This window comes from Peptoanaerobacter stomatis (assembly GCF_000238115.1).
GTDB lineage: Bacteria > Bacillota > Clostridia > Peptostreptococcales > Filifactoraceae > Peptoanaerobacter > Peptoanaerobacter stomatis.
The window spans coordinates 1-23,726 of record NZ_JH414551.1 but is presented as its reverse complement, the minus strand read 5'-3'; the positions used below and the strand labels follow the sequence as shown (position 1 = coordinate 23,726).

At 28.6% G+C, this 23,726-nt stretch carries 16 protein-coding genes; 12 read left to right on the top strand and 4 right to left on the bottom strand.

Features of this window, described 5'->3' with window-relative positions; all coding sequences use genetic code 11:
• Positions 1-8: 8 nt before the first annotated feature.
• The 4 genes from cobA (at position 9) to rpoD (ending at position 5,074) form a co-directional block, all read left to right on the top strand.
• On the top strand, positions 9-1,580 hold the full coding sequence (gene cobA, locus HMPREF9629_RS05095) for a uroporphyrinogen-III C-methyltransferase (RefSeq protein ID WP_009525295.1): 1,572 nt from the start codon (positions 9-11) through the stop codon (positions 1,578-1,580).
• A gap of 293 nt (positions 1,581-1,873) precedes the next feature.
• Positions 1,874-3,598: a DNA primase gene (gene dnaG / locus HMPREF9629_RS05090; RefSeq protein ID WP_040012681.1), complete on the top strand. Its 1,725-nt coding sequence runs from the start codon at positions 1,874-1,876 to the stop codon at positions 3,596-3,598.
• The gene (locus HMPREF9629_RS12445; RefSeq protein ID WP_278224214.1) at positions 3,598-3,723 is read left to right on the top strand and encodes a hypothetical protein; all 126 of its coding nucleotides are present in this window, start codon (positions 3,598-3,600) and stop codon (positions 3,721-3,723) included. The genes dnaG and HMPREF9629_RS12445 overlap by 1 nt, the downstream gene beginning before the upstream one ends.
• A 52-nt stretch (positions 3,724-3,775) precedes the next feature.
• A complete protein-coding gene (rpoD, locus tag HMPREF9629_RS05085; RefSeq protein ID WP_009525292.1) occupies positions 3,776-5,074 on the top strand; it encodes an RNA polymerase sigma factor RpoD in 1,299 nt (432 codons plus the stop codon).
• Positions 5,075-5,135: 61 nt separating this feature from the next.
• Here rpoD and clpB read toward each other — a convergent pair whose 3' ends face one another.
• Positions 5,136-7,724 carry an ATP-dependent chaperone ClpB gene (gene clpB / locus HMPREF9629_RS05080; protein WP_009525291.1) on the bottom strand — a complete coding sequence of 863 codons (2,589 nt, stop codon included), beginning with the start codon at positions 7,722-7,724 and terminating at the stop codon, positions 5,136-5,138.
• 700 nt (positions 7,725-8,424) lie between these two features.
• On the opposite strand from clpB, the gene HMPREF9629_RS05075 reads away from it, so the two are divergent.
• Entirely contained in the window at positions 8,425-9,132 is a 708-nt protein-coding gene (locus HMPREF9629_RS05075) for a lytic transglycosylase domain-containing protein (protein WP_009525290.1), read from the top strand.
• A 551-nt stretch (positions 9,133-9,683) separates the two neighbouring features.
• Positions 9,684-10,259 (top strand): hypothetical protein, encoded by a 576-nt coding sequence (locus HMPREF9629_RS05070; protein WP_009525289.1) that lies wholly within the window; start codon positions 9,684-9,686, stop codon positions 10,257-10,259.
• A 310-nt stretch (positions 10,260-10,569) separates the two neighbouring features.
• On the opposite strand, the gene HMPREF9629_RS05065 is transcribed toward HMPREF9629_RS05070, so the two are convergent.
• Entirely contained in the window at positions 10,570-11,808 is a 1,239-nt protein-coding gene (locus HMPREF9629_RS05065; RefSeq protein WP_009525288.1) for a uracil-xanthine permease family protein, read from the bottom strand.
• Between the two features lie 999 nt (positions 11,809-12,807).
• Between HMPREF9629_RS05065 and ileS the strand changes: the two genes are divergently transcribed.
• A complete protein-coding gene (ileS, locus tag HMPREF9629_RS05060; protein WP_009525287.1) occupies positions 12,808-15,915 on the top strand; it encodes an isoleucine--tRNA ligase in 3,108 nt (1,035 codons plus the stop codon).
• 280 nt (positions 15,916-16,195) lie between these two features.
• Here ileS and HMPREF9629_RS05055 read toward each other — a convergent pair whose 3' ends face one another.
• Together HMPREF9629_RS05055 and HMPREF9629_RS05050 are read right to left on the bottom strand one after the other, a co-directional pair.
• The gene (locus HMPREF9629_RS05055) at positions 16,196-18,673 is read right to left on the bottom strand and encodes an FAD-dependent oxidoreductase (protein ID WP_009525286.1); all 2,478 of its coding nucleotides are present in this window, start codon (positions 18,671-18,673) and stop codon (positions 16,196-16,198) included.
• 30 nt (positions 18,674-18,703) lie between these two features.
• Positions 18,704-18,985, bottom strand: a complete 282-nt coding sequence (locus HMPREF9629_RS05050; protein ID WP_009525285.1) for an ArsR/SmtB family transcription factor — start codon at positions 18,983-18,985, stop codon at positions 18,704-18,706.
• 161 nt (positions 18,986-19,146) lie between these two features.
• On the opposite strand from HMPREF9629_RS05050, the gene HMPREF9629_RS05045 reads away from it, so the two are divergent.
• The 5 genes from HMPREF9629_RS05045 (at position 19,147) to HMPREF9629_RS05030 (ending at position 23,680) form a co-directional block, all read left to right on the top strand.
• Positions 19,147-20,742 carry a sensor histidine kinase gene (locus HMPREF9629_RS05045; RefSeq protein ID WP_009525284.1) on the top strand — a complete coding sequence of 532 codons (1,596 nt, stop codon included), beginning with the start codon at positions 19,147-19,149 and terminating at the stop codon, positions 20,740-20,742.
• Positions 20,739-21,167 (top strand): response regulator, encoded by a 429-nt coding sequence (locus HMPREF9629_RS05040; RefSeq protein WP_009525283.1) that lies wholly within the window; start codon positions 20,739-20,741, stop codon positions 21,165-21,167. Before HMPREF9629_RS05045 ends, HMPREF9629_RS05040 begins: the two co-directional genes overlap by 4 nt.
• Positions 21,134-21,370, top strand: coding sequence for a response regulator transcription factor (locus HMPREF9629_RS12745; protein ID WP_081466040.1), 237 nt, complete (start codon positions 21,134-21,136; stop codon positions 21,368-21,370). Before HMPREF9629_RS05040 ends, HMPREF9629_RS12745 begins: the two co-directional genes overlap by 34 nt.
• A gap of 306 nt (positions 21,371-21,676) precedes the next feature.
• Positions 21,677-22,624, top strand: coding sequence for a hypothetical protein (locus tag HMPREF9629_RS05035; RefSeq protein ID WP_009525282.1), 948 nt, complete (start codon positions 21,677-21,679; stop codon positions 22,622-22,624).
• Between the two features lie 138 nt (positions 22,625-22,762).
• Positions 22,763-23,680, top strand: a complete 918-nt coding sequence (locus HMPREF9629_RS05030; RefSeq protein ID WP_009525281.1) for a hypothetical protein — start codon at positions 22,763-22,765, stop codon at positions 23,678-23,680.
• Positions 23,681-23,726 lie beyond the last annotated feature (46 nt).

The following is a 23,726-nucleotide window of genomic DNA, read 5'->3' as shown; positions in this document are numbered from 1 at the left end:
GGAGAATTATGAAGAAAGGTAAAGTTTATATAGCGGGAGCAGGAGCAGGAGATGTCGGATGTCTTACTCTTAAGGTTAAAGATATAATTGAAAAAGCGGATATAATACTCTATGATAATTTAGTTTCAGATGAAATTTTATCTTTTTCATCACCAAAGGCTGTGCTTGTAGATGTAGGTAAAATAGCAAGTTTTCATAAATTAAAACAAGAAGATATAAATAATTTGTTAATTGAATTTTCAAAAAAATATGATATTGTACTTAGGTTAAAGGGTGGAACTCCTTTTGTTTTTGGCAGGGGAGCAGAAGAAGCAGAAGTGCTTTTAAAAAATGATGTAGATTTTGAAATAATGCAGGGAGTGTCGTCTGTAACAAGCGTGCCTGAAAGTATGGGAATACCTTTAACGCATAGAGAATTTGCGTCAAGTTTTTATGTTGTTACAGGCAGAAAAAAAAGAGATTTTGATTTGAATGAAGATGATTATAAAAGAATTGCAAGCTTAAAAGATACAACGCTCGTATTTATGATGTCTGTTGCAAAAGTCAATATTATTGCTCAAAATCTCATTTCAGCAGGTAAGGACAAAAATACAAAAGCTGCTATAATAAGCAATGGTACATTAGCAAATGCCAAAAAATATGAATATACTCTTGAAGAATTATCTCAAGTGGAAGATACAGGTATATTTGATACACCGGGTATGTTGATAGTAGGAGAAGTTGTAAAGCTTTCCGATAAACTTAATTCATCATCTAAAAAATTATTAAATGGAAAGCGAATTATAATAAACGTTCCAAAAGAAAAAGGAGATAAATTACAAAAAAAACTCTATAATTTAGGTGCACAAGTATTAAATGTATCAACAAACTGCTTAGAAAAAAAATATGATAGAAAAGAAATATTAAATTTTTTTGACAACAACAATGAAAGACAACTAAAAATTTTGCAAGAAGAAATTATAAAAGAAGTCAATGAGAAAAATTCCAATAAATTGTTAAAAAAATTAGAAAATATAAATAATGTATATATATGTTTTACAAGTGCTTACGCTGTGGATATATTTTTTGACATATTAAAAGAAAACAGCATAGATATAAGACAATTATTCGGCTATAAGATATGCGTAGTAGGAAGTGCAACATCAGACAAACTCAAGTCTTACGGTATAATGTCCGATATCATGCCGAATATATATGATGCAAAATCATTAGCGGAGGAATTAATAAATCAAAGAGCAAAAAAGGTTATTTGTATATTGCCTCATAATATCCAAAGCGATTTATATACACAGCTTTTAGAAAATAATATAGATTGTGTGCGAATAAACATATATGAAAAAAAATCAAAAAAAGTTAAAATATATCGTGAAAAAACAAATGATATATATGTATTTACAAGTTCAAGTTCTGTAACAGGTTTGGTAAATTCATATGAAAAAGAGCATTTTAGAGGGAGACTTGCATTTTGCATTGGAAAGCAAACAAAAAAAATAGCTGAACAATATGGATTTAATACCGTTATGTCAGACAATGCAACAATAGAGGAGCTTATAAGATGTATAGAAAAATACTATGCTTGATGTATTTTAATTACATTGTCTGATTAAACATAGATATTTTTTGAGATAATGCTCTAATACACTTTTTTATAAATATCTGAAAAGCATATATTTATAAAAGCGTTAGCAATTTTGCTCTCAAAACAATTTGAGCATATCTCAATTATAAATATCATAATTATACAACTGTTTTAAATATTTGATAAATGGGTAGTATCTAAAATACTAAAACAAAATAAAAAAGTTATATCAGACAATATGGTAAATTTATGATAATTAATTGTTTGACTTTTTTTGTAAGTGAGGGGGTTGGCTTGGAAAATCATAACACTCATTTTGATGACAGATTTATAGAGGAAGTCAAAAATGCCAATGATATAGTGGAGATAATATCAAAATATGTTGATTTAAAAAGAGCAGGAGACAGTTATAAAGGACTTTGCCCATTCCACAATGAAAAGACACCGTCATTTATGGTAAGTGAAAATAAGCAGATTTTTAAATGCTTCGGTTGCGGTGAAGGTGGAAATGTAATAACTTTTCTCATGAAAAAAGAAAACATAAGCTTTTTTGAAGCAATAAAACTTCTTTGTGAAAATGCGAGGATTGAACTTCCTGTAAATAATATAAGCAGTGAAGAAAACCTAAAAAACTACGAGAAAAAACAAAGAATGTATGATTTACATATAGAATTAGCAAGATATTATTTCGATAATATGCAAAAAAATATTGAAAACTCTATGGATTATTTGAAAAATAGAGGGATTGATGAAAAAACTGTAAGAAAGTTCGGACTTGGATATGAAGTAAGAAAGTCATCTGCAATAGAATATTTATATAATCATGGTTATACCAAACAAGAGCTATTGGACAGTATGATTTTCAGACAGAAAAATGATGAGCTGTACTCAATATTTTTTTCGAGAGTTATGTATCCAATATTTGATTACAGGAATAGAGTTGTAGCCTTTGGTGGAAGAATAACCGGAAGTGGTGAGCCTAAATATCTCAATTCCCCTGAGAGCATAATATTTAAAAAGAAAGAACAGCTCTATGGATTGAATTTGGTAAGAAAATATAATGCAAAGAGAATAATTTTGGTAGAAGGTTATATGGACGTTATACGCCTAAACCAAAAAGGTATAGTAGGAGCAGTTGCGTCTCTCGGTACATCTCTCACAAAAGAACAAAGCGAAATAATAAAAAAACAAAATAAAAAAGTATATATATGCTATGATTCCGATAAAGCAGGCAGAGTTGCAACTGTTAGAGCCATAGATATATTACAAAGTGTAGGTGTAAAGCCATATATAATATCACTTGAAGGATATAAAGATCCTGATGAATTTTTTAATAAAAATAAAACATCGGATTTTATGGCAAAAATTGAAAATGCAATATCTCCACTAAGTTTTTTGATAGATAATATAAAATCTGAGTATAATATAAACATATATTCGCAAAAATTGGAGTTTATAGACAAAGCTTGTGAGATTATAAAATCAAGCGATAATGCTGTAGAAATGGAATATCAGACAAAAAGGCTTTCTGAAATTACGAATATGTCCGTAAAATCAATAGGTGTTAAAGTATATGGGCAGTATTTTTCTCCAAAACAATTTCAATTAAATCAAAAATCAGATGAAAAAACAGTGAAAAAAGTTTTTCCAAAGATAGAAAATAGCGATACTCAGACAAATGAAAAAAAAATAATTGATATTATATCAAAAAAACCTGATTGCATACGCTATATAATGGATATACTTAATACGGATGATATAACAGATGACAGTTTTAGAGAGTATTATTCACAGTTTTCAGGTGATGTTTGCATAGACTTTAATCCGAAAAATGAAGAATATAAAATGCTTAGAAAGTTGGCATTGTTTACCAAGATAGATGTATTACAAAAAAAATTAAAAAAACTGGAGCAATCTCAAAATACGGACATAGAAGAAATAAGTTTTATAATGGAAGAAAAAATAAAAATTATAAAACTTATATCCAATCTTAAAGAAGATATTAAGGGGCTGATATGATGAAAACAAAAAACCCTAAGAATGAGGAATTAAATTTGAAAAATAAAGAAGCAAAAGAAAATAAAAAAAATGTAAACAAAGAAGAAAAATTAACAAAAAAAACTAGAAAAAAAACAAAAAGCTGATAAAGCTCTTGTAAATATTGAAGAAAAGGCAGTTAAGAAAAAAGAAAAAAAATTGAAAAAAGAAATTGTAAAAGAAGAAAATGAAGTATTTGAAGAACCTGTAATTGAAGATGATGATATTTTTGATGATTTGGATGAAGATATAGAGCCTTCTGTAGAAGACTTGACAGAAGAAAAGCTTATGGAAGAACTTCAAAAAGATTCAACTGATGATGATTATGGAGATAAAGACGGATTAATTGCCACGCAAGACTATGAGCGAGCTATTCAAAGACTGATTGAGCGTGGGAAAAAAGACGGATATATAGAATATGACACCATAATGGACACGTTTGACAGCTACGACATAGGTAAAGAAAAAATAGAAGATATGTATGATACATTTGCAAATTATAATATAGATATAGTGGATGATATTGAAAAAGAGCCTACAGAAAGCTATATAAAATTGCAAGTGGAGTCTGAAAAAGAAGATGAGTTGGATTTAGACTTGAAAAGCTTGGAGATGTCCATTGCAAAGAGCAATATGGATGACCCTGTCAGAATGTATTTAAAAGAGATTGGGAAAATAGCCTTGCTGAATCCGGATGAAGAAGTAGAACTGTCTCAAAGAATGGTAAAAGGCGATGAATATGCCAAAATGAAAATAGTAGAAGCAAATTTGAGATTGGTTGTATCAATAGCAAAAAGATATGTCGGACGAGGGATGTTATTTCTTGACTTAATACAAGAAGGAAATTTAGGTCTTATAAAAGCAGTTGAAAAATTTGACTATACAAAAGGATTTAAATTTTCTACTTATGCTACTTGGTGGATAAGACAAGCGATAACAAGAGCTATAGCTGATCAGGCAAGAACGATAAGAATACCTGTTCATATGGTTGAAACAATAAATAAACTTATAAGAGTAAACCGTCAATTAGTACAAGAGCTTGGAAGAGATCCTCGTCCTGATGAAATAGCGGAACAGATGAATATGCCTCAAGAAAAAATAATGGAAATAATGAAAATTGCACAAGAACCTGTATCTTTGGAAACTCCTATAGGAGAAGAAGAAGATTCACATCTTGGAGATTTTATTCCTGACGATGATGCATTGGCACCGTCAGAGGCTGCAGCTTATTCGTTGCTTAAAGAGCAAATTGAAGAAGTGCTTGAAACTCTTACTGATAGAGAGAAAAAAGTTCTTAAACTGAGATTCGGATTAGATGACGGAAGAGCAAGAACTCTTGAAGAAGTTGGAAAAGAGTTTGATGTTACAAGAGAAAGAATAAGACAAATCGAGGCCAAAGCGCTAAGAAAATTAAGAGGACCAAAAAAATCAAATAAACTTAAAGATTACTTAGATTAAAAAAATAATGGGTTGTTGCTATGATTTTATATCATTTTGCAACAGCCCATTATTTTTTATCTTATCTTATAACTATATCATCTCCATCGACATCAATAGTTACTTTTGAACCTTCAGTTACTGTACCTTTTATTATTTCTTTACCTAAAAGTGTTTCAACATTTCTTTGCAAGTATCTTTTTACAGGTCTTGCACCGAGTTCAGGAGTATAAGCTTCGTTTGCAATAAGTTCTTTTGCTTTGTCTGTTATATTTAATACTATCTCTCTGTCCTCGAGACGTTTTTGTATATCTTTTAAGCAAAGGTCTACTATTTGAAGTATTTGACTTTTCTCTAACGGATTGAACATAATTATGTCATCTATTCTGTTTAAAAATTCCGGTTTAAATGAATATTTAAGCATATCTTCTACTTCTGTTTTTGCTTTATCTGTTACTTTTCCGCTTTCTTTCACACTGTCAAGTAATATTTGTGAGCCTATATTTGAAGTCATTATTACAACAGTGTCTTTGAAGTTTACTGTTTTTCCTTTTGAATCTGTAAGTCTTCCGTCATCTAACAATTGCAATAAAATATTAAATACTTCAGGATGTGCTTTCTCTATTTCATCAAATAATATTATGCTGTACGGTTTTCTTCTAACTGCTTCTGTAAGCTGTCCGCCTTCTTCGTATCCAACATATCCCGGAGGAGCTCCAATCAATCTTGCAACAGTATGCTTTTCTTGATATTCTGACATATCAATTCTTATGATATTGTCTTCGCTATCGAATAAAGCTTGAGAAAGTGCTTTTGCAAGTTCTGTTTTACCTACACCTGTAGGACCTAAAAATATAAATGAACCAATAGGTTTTCTTGGATCTTTTAAGCCGGATCTTGCTCTTAATATACTGTTTGCAACAGAAGTTACAGCTTCATCCTGTCCTATTACTCTTTTGTGCAATATAGTTTCCAAACTTAATAATTTATCTCTTTCTGTTTCTACCAATTTTGAAACAGGAATGTTAGTCCACTGTGACACTATTTGTGCGATTTCTTCTTCTGTAACTTCTTCTTTTAATAGTGAGTTGGTCTTTTTTTCATCTTGTAATTTTATCTGCTCTTGTAATTGTTTTTCCAATTCTACCAATTTACCATATTTCAATCTTGATAGAGTTTCCAAATCGTAGTTGCGTTGTGCAATATCCATTTGATGTTTTATATTTTCTATTTCTTCTTGTAGTTCTTTTACTTTTCCTATGCTTTGTCTTTCTACATCCCATGTTGCTTTTTTATTTTTATAGTCATCTTTTAATTTGCTTAGTTCTTCTTCTAAAACTACGAGGCGTTTTTTAGATTGCTCATCAGTTTCTTTCTTTAATGCTTGTTGTTCTATTTCCAACTGCATTATTTTTCTGCTCATATCGTCTAAGTCTGTAGGCATTGAATCTATTTGTGTCCTTATCATTGCAGCGGCTTCATCCATAAGGTCTATTGCTTTATCAGGTAAGAATCTGTCGTTTATATATTTATTGGAAAGTACTGCGGATGCTATTATGGCTGAATCTGAAATCCTAACACCATGGTGTATTTCAAATTTTTCTTTAATACCTCTTAGGATTGAAATTGTATCTTCAACAGTTGGTTGATCTACCATAATAGGTTGAAATCTTCTTTCGAGTGCAGCATCTTTTTCTATATACTTTCTGTATTCATCTATTGTTGTAGCACCTATGCAGTGTAATTCGCCTCTTGCAAGCATTGGTTTTAACAAGTTTCCGGCATCCATAGAACCTTCTGTTTTTCCTGCGCCTATTATTGTGTGTATCTCATCTATGAACATTATTATACGTCCATCAGATTTTTCTATTTCTTTTAATATTGCTTTGAGCCTTTCCTCAAATTCGCCTCTATATTTTGCGCCTGCTATTAATGAACCCATATCAAGAGCAAATATTGTTTTATCTTTCAATGAATCAGGCACATCATTTTTCAGTATCCTTTGTGCCAAACCTTCAACAACGGCAGTTTTTCCTACGCCCGGTTCACCGATAAGCACAGGATTATTTTTAGTACGTCTTGATAATATTCTTATTGCACGTCTTATCTCATCTTCTCTGCCTATTACCGGATCTAATTTTCCATTTCTTGCCATATCAACTAAATCACGTCCGTATTTTTCCAAAACGTTGTAGGTATCTTCAGGATTTTCATTTGTAACTCTTTGATTTCCTCTGATTTTTTCCAGTCTTTGCATAAAATCTTGACGTTTTATGCTGAATTTTGAAAATATATCGCTTATTATTGTTCCTTTTTCCTTAAACATAGCAAGGAATAGATGCTCTACAGATACATATTCATCTCCAAAATTCTTACTTTCATTTTGAGCGTTTGATAATAATTCGCTCAATTTTCTTGATGCGTAGACATTGCTTATACTGCTTCCTGAAACTTTAGGCAATTTATTCACCATATCATCAACATCTGATATTAATGAACTTACATTTATATTCATAAGACTTAATATTTTAGGAATAATACCGTTATCTTGTTCTAATAATGCTTTTAATAAATGTATACTGTCTATTTCCTGGTTAGAATTATTTAATGCAGTATTTTGTGCTTGCAATACTGCTTCTTGTGACTTTTGAGTAAGTTTTTCCAAGTTCATAACAAAACCTCCTATTATTAAAGATTTTTTAGTAAATCTCATATAATTTAATTATTTTTTCAAGTTAAAATTTAATCTATATATTAAAATGAAAAATGTCAAAATTTATTTATAAATAGAATAATATTTTACAAATAAAATTAATAAGTAATGATATTTTCTTTTTAATAAAATGTTGATATCTTAATAAAATTCTTTTTATTAGCACTCGTTATATATGAGTGCTAATAATTATATTATAGTCTTATTTTTATAATTGTCAATACTATATGAAAAAAATATTTTTATATATTTTTAAATATAACTTATATTAATATCCAATTAAAAATAGATATTTTTTTAAATAGCTTTTAGTGTTATATTAATTTTTTTCAAATATATGGTTTTATTTTTAAAGTTTATATATTTTTAGCAGATTTTAATACTAAAATTTTATTACAACAAAATATTACATTTTTATAAAAATAGTTAAGATTAATAAGTTTTAAAATGTAAAATAAATATTTTTATAGTATAAAAGCTATATAAGAATATTTTGTAAAAAATATTTAAATTTCAATATTGTTGTACCGGCTTACAATGATGTATTATAATGTTTATAAACAGAATGTTAATAATAGTTTTATAAAAAACTTGCTTTTTGTAAAAAATTGTAGTATAATAAATTACAAATTGTAACAAATGAAAAAGGAGTTTTAATATGTTTAATATAAAAAAATTTTTATTTTTAGGGGCATTTATATCAATTCTGTGTATGCCGATGAGTGTTTTTGCTGAAGATGATGCGCAAGATCTTGGCGGTAAGAGTGATGGAGATTTTATGATTTTTGAAGATAGCAATGAACTTGAATCTATAGATTTGGCAATACAGATTTTCAAGGTAGGCGTTATTGAAGAAGAAAAAGAAGAAAAGGTACAAAAACAGGAGCAAAACCAAAAAAAATCAGATAATAAACAGGAGTTTAGTAAAGAAGGCGGTAAGATGGTAAGCTATATGATGTCAAAAAATTCAGGCTTGTCTAAAGAAAATGCTCAAAAGATATATAACTCTGTAATCAAACACTCTTCAACTTATGGTACAGATCCATATCTGGTTTTTGCTATAATGGAACAGGAAAGTAGGTTCAATCCGAATACAAGCTATCAAGGTGCATATGGTCTTATGCAACTATATTATACAACATTGCCTTATTTAGGTATAAAAATGGATGAAGTATATGATATAGATAAAAACATAAAAGCAGGCGTTAAAGAAATATCCGGTAATATAAGTATGTTTGGAAATTATACTACAGCATTAAGTGCATATAACTGGGGTTCCGGAAATGTTAAGAGAGGGACATATAATACAAAATATGCAAACAGTGTATTGAAAAGAAAGGCAAATATAGAGTCAAAAGTAAAATAGAAGAATGATTTTTATAAAAAGGCAGTTAGGATTTTAGAGCTTAACTGCTTTTTTTATAGGCTTAAGCTTGTTTTGTAAATGCAAAGATTTTACAAAACAATAACCCATTTGCTATGCGGATGGAGGGAATGTCCCAATATTTCATATATAAATTTATGATAATATTAATACTTTCTATTTGCTTCATATATTAACAATAATGTTCTAAATATAAGACACAAAAAAACCGATATATTTTAGAGGAAATAAAAATTTATTGTTAACTAAAAATATAGTTTTTATAATTTTAATGATATTATGAGTTATATTATAAATATTATAGTTTTTTAGATAAACAGCAGAATTACATGTGATAGTTAAATAAGTAAATAACTACATCAAGATTACAAGCACATATATTAAAAATACTGATTTAAGAAGATGCAATTAGGTAAGCTATACCAGCTTAAAGAACAGATAGACCACACTGACATATTAAAAAAATGAATGATGTACGATAAATTTTACTTTATAATGATGCAATATATTTATTCACAAGGAGGTGAATACTCTTGAAAATATCAATGATTGATAAAACTATATTCAAGGGATTGTACAACAGCAAGGATAATTTACCTAAAAAAGAAAATACTCTTGATGATAAAACATCATCTCTACTAAGAGAACTGAAAAATGATTCAAAAGAAGAAGAAAAAGATAAAAAAACTTATGAGATGTCTGATGAAGAGCTTGCAAAAAACTCTTATACAAAAAAATTAGTAGGTGTAAAATCATTGTCAAAAAAACTGCTTGAGGAAATAGAGCGTCAAAACAAGCTAAGAGAAATAGAGCTAAAAAAACTAAAAGCTCAATCCGTATACAAAAAAATTGCGTCAGGTAGTGTAGTAAGTGAAGAAGATATGCGTCTTATGAAAAAATATTATCCTAATATGCTGTCAAAGGCTAAAGATATAGACAAGCAGAGAAAATATGTCGAGCTATCAGTCCAAAACTCAAGGACAAAAAAAGAGGCTCAAAAAATAGTAGATATGTCTTCAAAAGAGATTTTTGAAGTAGATAAGGATAAAATCGTATCTCTTAGAGAAAAGCTAAGAATAATGATAGAATTTAAAGAAGATATAGATTAATAATAGTGATATATCTTGTATATTTGCTTTGTAGTTTATATATAATATATTATTATCTATAATACACTTATGATTTGAAATATATTTTTTTTATTAGTAATAAATTTTTAAAAATGAGAATGTCTATTATTCTATTATTTTTTAATATACATAGATATATAATAAAAATTTTAAATTGAATGTATTTGAATAATGATGCTTTTGTTTATGCAGATGTTAGAGGTACCATTAATCAGATACATTCAAATTTTTATTATAGCTATTTTAAATAGATTTTAGCTCATTAGTAATAAATTAACTTTTCTTATATTTATTTTTTTCCTAAATATAGAACTTTGTTTATAATCACACCTATTATTGCCGCCAAGCTCAAACCTGAAAGGCTTACATTGGAAGTTATAGGAATTGCTATATTCAATCCTAAACTGCTGCCAAGTCCTATTATTAATATTATACATATTATTATTATATTTTTTATGTCAAATTTTATATTGCTGTCTTTTAGAGTTCTTACACCTATCAATGAAATCATACTGAAAAGCATTAAAGATATTCCACCCATTACAGCAGTGGGTATACTTTGCATAAATCCGCCTATTTTTCCTATAAATCCAAGTATAATTGCAAGTACGGCAGTTATTCTTATTATGGATGGATCGTAATTCTTAGTTATTGCGAGTACACCTGTATTTTCTCCGTAAGTAGTGTTTGCAGGACCGCCTATAAGACCTGCGAATAATGTTGCAAGTCCATCACCTAAAAGAGTTCTGTTAAGGCCTGGATCTTTTAGAAAATTTTGACCTACTACTGTACCGTTGGTAGTTATATCTCCTACATGTTCCATAAAAACTGCAAGTACTACAGGAGTAATTATGGCGATAGCACCAATATCAAATTTAGGCAAAGTAAAATGAGGTACAGCTATAAATTTTGCACTTGATATTGTAGCAACATCAACTACGTTCATAGAAAGAGATACTGCGTAGCCTACAAAAACACCTATTAGTATAGATAGCTGTTTTATAAATCCTTTTGCAAAAAAATTTATTCCAAGTGCAGTTGCAAGAGTAATAATAGATATTACAAAATTGGAACTTGCCATATTAAAAGCGGTAGGTATAAGATTAAGACCTATAACAATTATCATTGGACCTATAACTTGTGGAGGGAAAAATTGTTTAATTTTATCAACCCCAACTTTTAAAACCAAAAATGAAATTAAGACATAAAGAAATCCGGCTACTACTATGCCGCCTTGAGCGTATCTTAAATCTCCGTAAGATTTAGAAACAGTAATAATAACCGGAATAAATGCGAAACTTGAACCTAAAAAAACGGGAACTTTTTTCTTTGTGCACATATGAAAAATTAAAGTACCGATGCCTGCACTTACAAGAGCAATTGAAGTGTCAAAACCTGTAAGAACCGGAACTAATACCGTAGCACCAAACATTGCAATCAGGTGTTGTAGAGCTAATACTAACCTTTTAAAAGACATTTTAGAAAATAACGAATCAGAAGACAAAGCGACACTATTATTTTCAGACATAAAATTAATCCTCCTAAATTGTTTATATTTATGTAATATGCTGAAATAATAAAATTTCATATTTGAAAGTTTATATTCAATAAAGTAAAAATTACAAATAGATTTTTAAAATATCATAAACTTTTTGAATATAAATAAAAGGTATTAACTTTAGCAAATTACATAAAAAATAGGTTTATCTAAAAAATATTTTAAACCTAAATTTTTTGAATTATAACATTATTTTTTTTATTTGTAAATATAATTTATAAAATTTTATGCAAAAAAAATTAATTTGTATATTTACTTTAAATGTTTATAATATTATATATAATTTATTCTATAAAACATTGTCAAAAACATATTTTTATATTAAGGAAGTCCATATTATATTGATATAAACTCTTTCAAATGAAAATATTGTATACAATATTGACTTTTTATATTTAGTAGTGTACAATATAAAAATATATTGATATAAATGCTATAAAAAGGAAGAGTATATAAGTATTAAGCTGCACAGAGAGCCTGTTACAAGCTGAAAAACGGGACAGCACAATATTATAGAAAATCACCTTTTTGCAGAAATTTTGAAAATTTGAATATAAATTTTTATAAGAGTATTTTACTACATCTTGTTTAATCAAATCGTATGTTAATTTTGATGAACTTTTAAAATGACGTGTTCTCTTATTGATTTTGATAAATTGTATTCAAATGATTAGATTTTTCCGTTTTCGCTACGTTAAGTGAACAGATGCTTGCTTTTAAATAGATTATATGGCAAGTAATATACCTATCAGTAGGTGGTATAGCGATTATTCGTCCTGCATTAGAGCAGGACTTTTTTTGTGTATAATGAGCTTTAACAGTTTTTAAAACGGAAGTATTCATGTATTTATCAATATTTTATATGGCAGTATAATATAAACTTAAACTTATAAGCTAACGAAGTAAGATACTGCAACAGTAAATAAAAAATATTTTATATAAAAACATAATTTTAAGGAGGAGAATAATTTGAAGTTTGAAAGTCTTTATGACAAAAGTGTAAGTAATAATGAAGATAAGATAATACAAAAATGGGAAGAGATAGATCTCTTAGATTTGAGTATCAAGGATAGAGAGGGTAAAGAAAAATTTATATTTTATGAAGGTCCGCCTACAGCAAACGGTAAACCAGGCATACACCACGTTATAGCAAGAACATTAAAAGATTCTGTGTGCAGATATAAAACGATGAAAGGTTATCAGGTAAAAAGAAAGGCAGGTTGGGATACACACGGTCTGCCTGTTGAAATAGAAGTAGAAAAAAAATTAAATCTTTCATCAAAACAAGATATAGAAAAATATGGTATACAAAAATTTAACGAGTCTTGTAAAGAGTCTGTTTTTGAATATGAGAGCCTTTGGAGAAAAATGACTACAAGGATGGGATATCTCATAGATTTGGACAATCCATATATAACACTTAACAATGATTATATAGAGTCAGAGTGGTGGATATTGGATAAAATGTTCAAAGACGGTTTGATATATGAAGGACATAAGATATTACCGTATTGTCCAAGATGTGGAACAGGGCTTGCATCACACGAAGTTGCACAAGGCTATAAAATGGTAAAGACAAATACATTGATAGCGAAGTTCAAGAAAAAAGGAACAGATAACGAATATTTTTTAGCATGGACAACAACTCCATGGACATTGGCTGCTAACGTAGGGCTTACTGTTTCTCCTACAGAAACATATGTCAAAGCAAAACAAGATGATGAAATATATTACCTGTCAAAAACTCTTGCACCAAAAGTATTAAAAGAAAATTATGAAGTGCTTGAAGAAATAACAGGAAAAGATTTGGAATATCAAGAGTACGAGCAGTTAATGCCTTTTGTTCAGACAAAAGACAAAGCTTTTTTTGTAATGCTTGGAGATTTCGTAACCACAGAAGACGGTACAGGTATAGTTCACACTGCACCTGCATTCGGTGAAGATGACTACAAAGTAAGCAAGCAATACAATATGCCTGTTTTAAATCCTGTAGGAGATGACGGAAAATATACAGATACGATATGGAAAGGCAGACATGTTACAGATGATGAGTTGCAAGTAGATATAATAAAATATCTTGCAAAAGAAAATAAAATATATGCAAAAGAAAAAATGGAGCATAATTATCCGCATTGTTGGAGATGCCAAACTCCGCTTATATATTATGCAAAACCGAGCTATTATATAGAAGTTACAAAATTCAAAGAAAAATTGATAGAAAACAACAATTCGGTAAATTGGTTTCCACAATTTGTAGGAGAAAAAAGATTTGGAAACTGGCTTGAAAATCTGAATGACTGGGCAATATCACGTTCAAGATATTGGGGAACACCGCTTAACATATGGGTGTGCGATGAATGTGGACATAAAGAATCAATAGGTTCAAGAGCTGAATTGGCACAAAAAGCAATCGAAGATATAGATGAAAACATAGAACTTCACAGACCGTATGTAGATGATGTTACAATAGAGTGTCCACATTGTAAAAAGCCTATGAAGAGAGTAAAAGACGTAATAGACTGCTGGTTTGATTCAGGTTCAATGCCATATGCACAATTACACTATCCGTTTGAAAATAAAGAAACATTTAAAGAAAATTTTCCTGCAGACTTTATATGTGAGGGTATAGACCAAACAAGAGGCTGGTTTTACTCATTGATAGCAATATCGACATATGTAGAAGGAGTTTCACCATATAAAAACGTACTCGTAAATGACCTTATATTAGACAAAGACGGCAAAAAAATGAGTAAATCAAGAGGTAATACGGTAGATCCGTTTGAATTGTTCGAACAATATGGTGCAGACGCATTGAGATGGTATTTATTATATGTATCACCTGCATGGTCACCTACAAGATTTGACATAGACGGATTAAAAGAAGTTCAAAGTAAATTTTTCAGCACTATAAAAAATATATACAATTTCTTTATATTATATGCAAATACTGATGATATAGATATAAAATCATTTGATGTTCCTTATGAGCAAAGAAGTGAGCTTGATAGATGGTTATTGTCAAAATACAATAATTTGGTAGATTATGTAACAAAACAATTCGATGTATATGATATGACAAAAGTTGCACGAGAAATACAAGATTTTGTCAATGACGTATTCTCAAATTGGTATATAAGAAGAAGCAGAAGAAGATTTTGGGGCAGTGAGATGACAGTTGACAAAAAATCTGTATATCTTACAACTTATGAAGTATTAAAAGGAATATCACAGCTTATAGCACCACTTGCACCATTCATATCAGATGAGATATATACTAAACTAACAGGCGAAAAATCAGTGCATATATCATATTATCCTGTATTTGATCAAAGTAAAGTAGATTTAGCTTTGGAAAATAAAATGGATATGGTTAAAAATTTAGTAAAATTAGGACGTGCATCGAGAGAAGAAGCTAAGATAAAAGTAAGACAACCAATATCAAAAGTAGTTGTAGATAAGAATATAAAAGAAGTTATAGGAGAGCTTACAGAGCTTATAAAAGAAGAATTGAACGTTAAAAATGTAGAATTTGCACAAGACATAACAAGCTTTATGAATTATGACATAAAACCGAATTTTGCGACATTGGGTAAAAAATTGGGTGCAAAACTTAAACCGTTAGGACAAGCTCTGCAAATAGCAGATCATAAAAATATAGTAGATACAGTAGAAAAAGAAGGACAGATAACTTTCAACTTAAATGGAGAAGACACTGTGCTTACAAAAGAAGACTTATTGATAAATGTAAAAGCTAAAGAAGGTTATGATGTAGGTGCTGAAGGGGATTTATTCATAGTTTTGGATACCAATCTTACAAAAGATCTTGTACAAGAAGGTTTTGCAAGAGAGTTTATCTCAAAGATACAACAGATGAGAAAAAATAACGGTTATGAAATGATGGATAAAATACTTATAAGCTATACATCAGATGAAGAAGTAAAAGATGCAATAACTGCATATACAGAGTTTATAAAAGACGAAACCTTGGCTAATATAGTAGAATTTAAAGAAAATGCTGATGCAAAAGAAGAAGTTTTAAACGGTCATAATGCAAAAATATTTATAGAAAAAGCATAGTGAATTAATTGAAATATGTTTTAGCATAATGCTACTATGATATTTAAAAATGATTGAATATAAAATAAAAAAGTTCCTAAAAAATAGTGTTTACTATGATTTAGGAACTTTTTTCTATTTTGTAGTAAAATTTCTTTAATATATTGTATTTTAGTATTATATTAAAATCTTATAGAATAACAGAAAATTATAATAATTAATTTTTCCAATAAACTATTTTATATTAATGTTATATAGTTATATAAGTTATTCACGATTTTACTTGAAAATAGTATTAACCTTAAATAAATAAATTCATATTACTGTTGTCATTATCATCAAGCATTGATGCTACCCCTGCAACTTCAACTCCATCGATTAATTCTTCCAATTTTATTCCCATCAGATCCATGCTCATTTGGCAAGCTGATATTTTTATATTGTTTTCTTTGGCTTGTTGTATAAGCTCTTCTAATGATGGAACATTGTGTTTATTCATTATACCTCTTATCATCTTTGCGCCTATGCCAAGAAAATTCATTTTTGAAAGTCCGAGTTTTTGACTGCCCTGTGGCATCATAGATGAGAATATTGTGCTTATAAAATCTTTTTTTGTAAGCACATGTTCATTTTTTCTGAGTATGTTAAGTCCCCAAAAAGTGAAGAACATATTTACTTTGTTACCCATTGATGCGGCACCGTTTGCGATTATGAAAGACGCAATGGCTTTATCCAAATCACCTGAAAATATTATCATGGTCTTTTCTTTTTTGTTCGATATAACAGTATTTTGGGATTGTTTTACATCTGTTCCCTTTTTTATTGTTGCGATGAATTTATTTTCTTGCATATCTTGTGATATAAGTGTATTGCCCGTATTGTTGCACCAGCTTTTTATATCTCTTGCAAATCCGGGATCTGTTGATAATACTTTGACGTATTCACTATCTTTTATCGTATCTATATATTTAGAAACTTGCATTATAGGTCCGGGACAGCTAAGTCCGCAAACATTTAAGATTTCTATTTTCGTGGGAGCATCTTCAGTTTTTTCGCTTTCAAATTTATCTTGATTTGTGTCATTGGATGTAGAGCAATAACAAGTATTGTTGTTAGATGATAAATTTGTAGGCATTGTTATATCACAATATGTTCTATATCCGCCAAGTAGATTGAATGCTGTAAAACCGTTTTGTTTGAATATTCTTTCAGCTATATATCCTCTTAGTCCCACTGCACATTGTACGACATATTCTTTATTTTTATCAAGAGTATTTATGCTTTCTCTAAGTGTAGTAAGTGGTATATTTATTGAGTTTTCTACTGTTCCTGCCATAGTTTCCATTTTTTCTCTTACATCTATCAAAACGTATTTGTCTGTATTTTTCAGGTATTCTTCATATCTCATAGGTGATGATAAACCTTCATATATATTGCAAGCTGTAAATCCTGCGAAATTTACAGGGTCTTTTGCAGATGAGTATGGTGGAGCGTATGCCAACTCTAACTGGCTTAAATCATATATATCTCCTCCATAATGTATTGAAGTGGCTATGGTATCTATTCTCTTGTCAACGCCTGTATATCCAACTATTTGTGCACCTAATATTTTTTTATTGCTTGCAAATATAAGTTTTATTGTCATTGGAAGACCTCCGGGATAATATCCGGCTTGACTCATTGGGTGTACCAATGATATGAAATAATCTTTTTTATATATTTTTCCATTGGCATTTAGCATTTTTTCATTTAAACCTGTGCTTGCAACAGTTATGTCGAATATTTTAGCAATACTTGTACCCATTGTGCCTTTATAAGCTTCTTTATTATATGAATCAAGTACATTTGCGCATACAGCTCTACCTTGTTTGTTTGCAGGTCCGGCAAGAGGAATCATGGTTTTGTCTCTTGTCAAATAATTTTCCACTTCTATTACATCACCTACAGCATATATATCGCTGTCAGATGTTTGTCCGAATTCATCTACTATTATACCGCCTCTTTGATTAAGTTTAAGCCATGCATCTTTTGCAAGTGATGAGTTAGGACGTACACCTATTGACAATATAACCATATCAGTTTCTATTGTAGAGCCGTCATCGAGAACAACATTTCTACCGTTCGATGTTATTTTTGCAAGACCTTTTTCAAGCATAAGATTTACACTTTTGGCTACCAAGTGATTTTCAGCAAGTTTTGCCATATCTTTATCAAGTGGTGGCATTACCTGATTCATTTTTTCTACAAGTGTAACTTCTATTCCTCTTCTTGATAGATTTTCTACCATTTCGAGTCCTATAAATCCTCCGCCTACAACCACAGCTTTTTTAGGAGCATTATTTTTGATAAAATTATATATTCTATCAGTATCAGGAATAGTCCATAGCGTGAACACATTGTCAAAATCTTTGCCCTCAAAATCAGGTACAAAAGGGGACGAGCCGGTAGATATGATTAATTTATCGTAGTTTTCTTCATATGTTTTACCTGTCTCTATATATTTTGCAAGAACTTTTTTATTATCTTTATCTATTTTTATAACTTCGGTTCTGTCCCTTATATCTACATTGTATTTTGCAGTTATGGTTTCCTTTGTAGATACAAATAATGCATCTCTCGACATTATTTCTCCACCTATATAATAGGGTAGTCCGCAATTTGCAAAAGAAACATATGCACCTTTTTCAAAAAGTATGATTTCAGCTTTTTCGTCAAGTCTTCTAAGTCTTGCTGCAGCAGTAGCACCTCCGGCTACTCCACCAATGATTACAATCTTCATAATATAAAAATGTCCTTTCTTAAATTAAAATTATTCATTAAATAATAAATTTATAATATTTCTTACTTCCTCATTTGTGAGAGAATAGAAAACTTCGTTGCCTCTTTTGTCTATTTTTACTATTCCTGCAGATTTCAGCTTTGACAAAGATTGTGATATTGCGGGTTGTGATGCGTCCATACAGTTTACAAAATGACTTACATTACATTCACCATATTGTGTAAGCTGATGTGCAATACATAATCTTAACGGATTGGATAAAAGTTTAAGCAACTCAGCTTTTTCCATTGTTAATTCAGGATTTAGTATCATATAACACCCTCCAATATAAAAATATAAGTATATAATAATATTATTATATACTTATATAAAAGTCAAGCATAAAATAAAAATATTTGCAAATTATAATATAATTTACTATAATTTTAATACAAAATATATATAATTAAATCGTCAATAATATAGGAGATATAATGAGTGAACATATTAGAGTACAAATATTAATAATATCAGTAATTATTCAGCTATTTACAATAACATATTTTTTAATTTTTGCAAGAAAAAGCAAAATATTATCATCATTTATTGTATTTAATGTGCTTATGATATTTTGGAATTTTGCATACATAATTGAAATTTTTCAAAAAAACAGTAAATATATATGGATTTTTACCAGCATATCTTATACAGCAGTCAGCTTTTTAGGTGTAGCCTACTTTAATTTTGTAAAAAACTATACATCAGATAACAATAAAATAACAAAAAAATTAGAAAAAATACTTTTAATATCATCAAGCATAATAGTGCTTTTTATATGGAGTAACCCATACCATAATTTATTTTACATCTACAAACAAAATGAATATAAATTTGCAATATTGTACTACACATTATTTATACAAACACATATAGCAGTATTGATAAGCATAGCAAGAATGATAAAATATATAAAAATAAACAGACTGAATAAAAACGAATACTACCAATCAATATATCTTATAGCCTTACCATTAATAGTATCTACATACAATATCATACACAATATAAACCATACACAAAAAATAGAGCTGACATCAGCAATATTTTCTATTTTAGTATCTATTTTTGCAATATTATCATTCAAATATAAATTTTTTGACTATCTGCCATTAGGAATAAACAAAGCATTCGATATATTTATATCACCTACCGTAATAATAGATATCGGAGGGACAGTAATAAAAGAAAATCAAGCATTAAAAGCACTATTAAAAAAAGATATGAACACTATAGATGATTTTATATCCACTTTATGGTTTATATCAAACGAAAAAGACACAATAAAAGAAATAAAAAACAAAGAAACCGCAGAACAAAAAATAACAATAGACACAAAAACATATATGCTGAGCAAAATCCCGATGAAAGAAAAAAATAAAACAATACTTCACATAATAACACTAACAGACATAAGCCACTATATACAAGAAGAAAAAGAAAATCAAATAAGACAAATATTTTCAAATTTGCACGATGATATAGGAAATAACCTGACAGCCATATCAAAAATACAAGAAAGTATTATAATAGATATAGAAAAAAACGACATTGAAAGAGTAATAAAATTAGCAGAAAAAAGTTATGAATTAAGCACATTGGCAACAAAAAAACTCAGACAATCAGTAACAAACATAAAAAACATACAAAATCAAAACAAACTGTCACAAAAACTGAATACACTGAAAGAAACATTCAAAATAGCAAATATAGAAATAGATATTTACAACGAATATGAAGATTATGAAATAGACCGGGAACTGACACAAATACTATACAATATATCACAAGAAAGCATAACAAACGCAATAAAACATGGAAAAGCCGACAAGATAACCATACTAATAAAAAAATCAGACACAATGAACATACATATAATAGATAACGGCATAGGCACAAAAGAAATAAAAAAAGGAAATGGACTGAACGCAATTGCAGATAAACTGAAAAAGTATGAACACACATTAAACTTCATATCAAGCGAAAACAACGGATTTATAACAAAAATAATAATTAAAGGTATAAAAAAATGATAGATTTAATAATAGCAGATGATAATATAGAATTTTTAGATGCAATAAAATACAACCTGTCACAAGAAAAACAAATAAATATAGTATCCACAGCACAAAACGGACAAGAAGCAATAGAAAAATGTATCAAATACAATCCGAACGTAATATTATTAGATATACAAATGCCGATAATTGACGGAGTACAAGCAACAAAAAAAATAAAACAATACAACGAAAACATAAAAGTAATAATACTGACAACATTTGACGAAGATGAAAGCATATCAAAAGCATTTTTAAACGGAGCAGACAACTACCTCGTAAAAGACATAGACACAAAAACCATAATAAGCACTATTAATTATGTAAATGACGGTATGACACTGATGCAAGAAAAAATACAAAACAAATTAAAACAAATAGTAAAAAACCAAAAAACATAACATCAGAAAAAATAGATATAACCGACGAACAAAAAAAGATAATAAAACTGATAGTAGACGGCAAAAAAAATGAAGAAATAGCAGAAGAGCTGCACTACAGCATAGGAAGCATAAAAAATAAAATAACACAGATATTAAAAGAACTGAACCTTGTAGATAGAACAGCATTAGCAGTATATGCGATAAAACAAAATATAATTTAGTCTATTACCCACAAAAAAATATTTTAAACAAAAAAATCAGTGACTTTGGTCATTGATTTTTTTGTTTATTTATACACAACTGTTTGCTATAATACGATTAAAGAAAATATTTTTTAATACTGCCATCAGTTTAATCAATGGATAAAAAATATATATAAGTTTTTACCTTCAAATATATTTAATTTACTTGCTAATAAATTCTTAAAAACAAGAATATCCATTGTTCTATTAACTTTTAGTATAAAATATTTGATAAATTAAAAAAGTTACGGTAATCACTTAAGTATATAAAAGGAGGTAACATATATGAATGAAAATAAAGAGAATAAAAATAAAAAAAATAGAAAATACATAATATATCTGATACTGATAATAATGTTAATATCATCATTTTATATAGAAATATATACAGGTAATGAAAAACAAACAATATTTAATTATGTAACAAGCACACTAAAACTAAGTGCGAAAGAAATAAGAAAACGAAGAAAAGAAAAATTTTATAAAGATATACTTGATAAATTAGAAAAAAAATACGGAGAAAAATTTGTAATAATGTCTGAATATGACGGAGATGTGCCGTTTGGAGATTTGCAGCAATATGTAGTGGTAAGGACACAGGATGATTCGCATATATTCAAAGTACAGGTAGATTTTGATACGTACAGCATATATGGAGATACATATACAGGGTATTATCTATATCCAAAATATGAAAAATACATCAAAAAAATATTGTATGATGAATACGGTGAGAACGTAACTTTAGATAGGATGGAAATATCTCCTATTGCCGCAGATATTTATATAACTAAAGATACACCTATAGAAAAAATACCGGCTCAAATGTTTGATGATATAATTGGCAATATCACCTTTTATGTTAATGAAGAGATGTTGGCAAACAGTACACCGAAAGAAGTGGTATATAAGATAGCAGCCACAATGGCTAAAAATAATGTGCCTACAATGATGTATGTAGGTTTTATAAAAAAAGATATATATAAGTATGGGATTAATATTGATGAATATTACAAGTTGGAAGATGGTGAGTTATTTATTTCACCTGAAAGAGTAATAGAAAACAATAAGAAGTTTTTTGTATTTTTTTTAAAAAAAGATAAAGATTATGAAGATCCATATTATTGGATAGATATAGATTATGATTATAAAAAAAGAAAATTTTTTATTCACGATTACGAAGAATATGACTTCACAGATAATAAAGATAAGTATGAAACTTATATAGATTAATTGAGATGCTATATAAAAAATGACTGCAACCCTGTTGAAATAAAAAAATATCATTGTTTTATGGACGAATATGAATGGATAAAAAAGAAAGAAAATTATATATACTAATAGCTTGAATATATAAAAGGAGCCACATATATGAATGAGAATAAAGAGAATAAAAAAAATAGAAAATACATAATATATCTGATACTGATAATAATGTTAATATCATCATTTTATATAGAAATATATACAGGTAATGAAAAACAAACAATATTTAATTATGTAACAAGTACACTAAAACTAAGCGCTAAAGAAATAAGAAAACGAAGAAAAGAAAAATTTCATAAAGATATACTTGATAAATTAGAAAAAAAATACGGAGAAAAATTTGTAATAATGTCTGAATATGACGGAGATGTACCGTTTGGAGATTTGCAGCAATATGTAGTGGTAAGGACACAGGATGATTCACATAGATTCAAAGTACAGGTAGATTTTGACACATACAGCATATATGGAGATACATATACAGGGTATTATCTATATCCAAAATATGAAAAATACATCAAAAAAATATTGTATGATGAATACGGTGAGAACGTAACTTTAGATAGGATGAAAATATCTTCTATTGCCACAGATATTTATATAACTAAAGATACACCTATAGAAAAAATACCGGCTCAAATGTTTGATGATATAATTGGCAATATCACCTTTTATGTTAATGAAGAGATGTTGGCAAACAGTACACCGAAAGAAGTGGTATATAAGATAGCAGCCACAATGGCTAAAAATAATGTGCCTACAATGATGTATGTAAGCTTTATAAAAAAAGATATATATAAGTATGGGATTAATATTGATGAATATTACAAGTTGGAAGATGGTGAGTTATTTATTTCACCTGAAAGAGTAATAGAAAACAATAAGAAGTTTTTTGTATTTTTTTTAAAAAAAGATAAAAATTATGAAGATCCATATTATTGGATAAGTGTAGATTATGATTATAAAAAAAGAAAATTTTTTATTCACGATTTTGAAGATAAATCTGAAACGTATATAGAATAATTGTAATATATTTGTGATACAATGTATTTATTTAATATAATAAAAA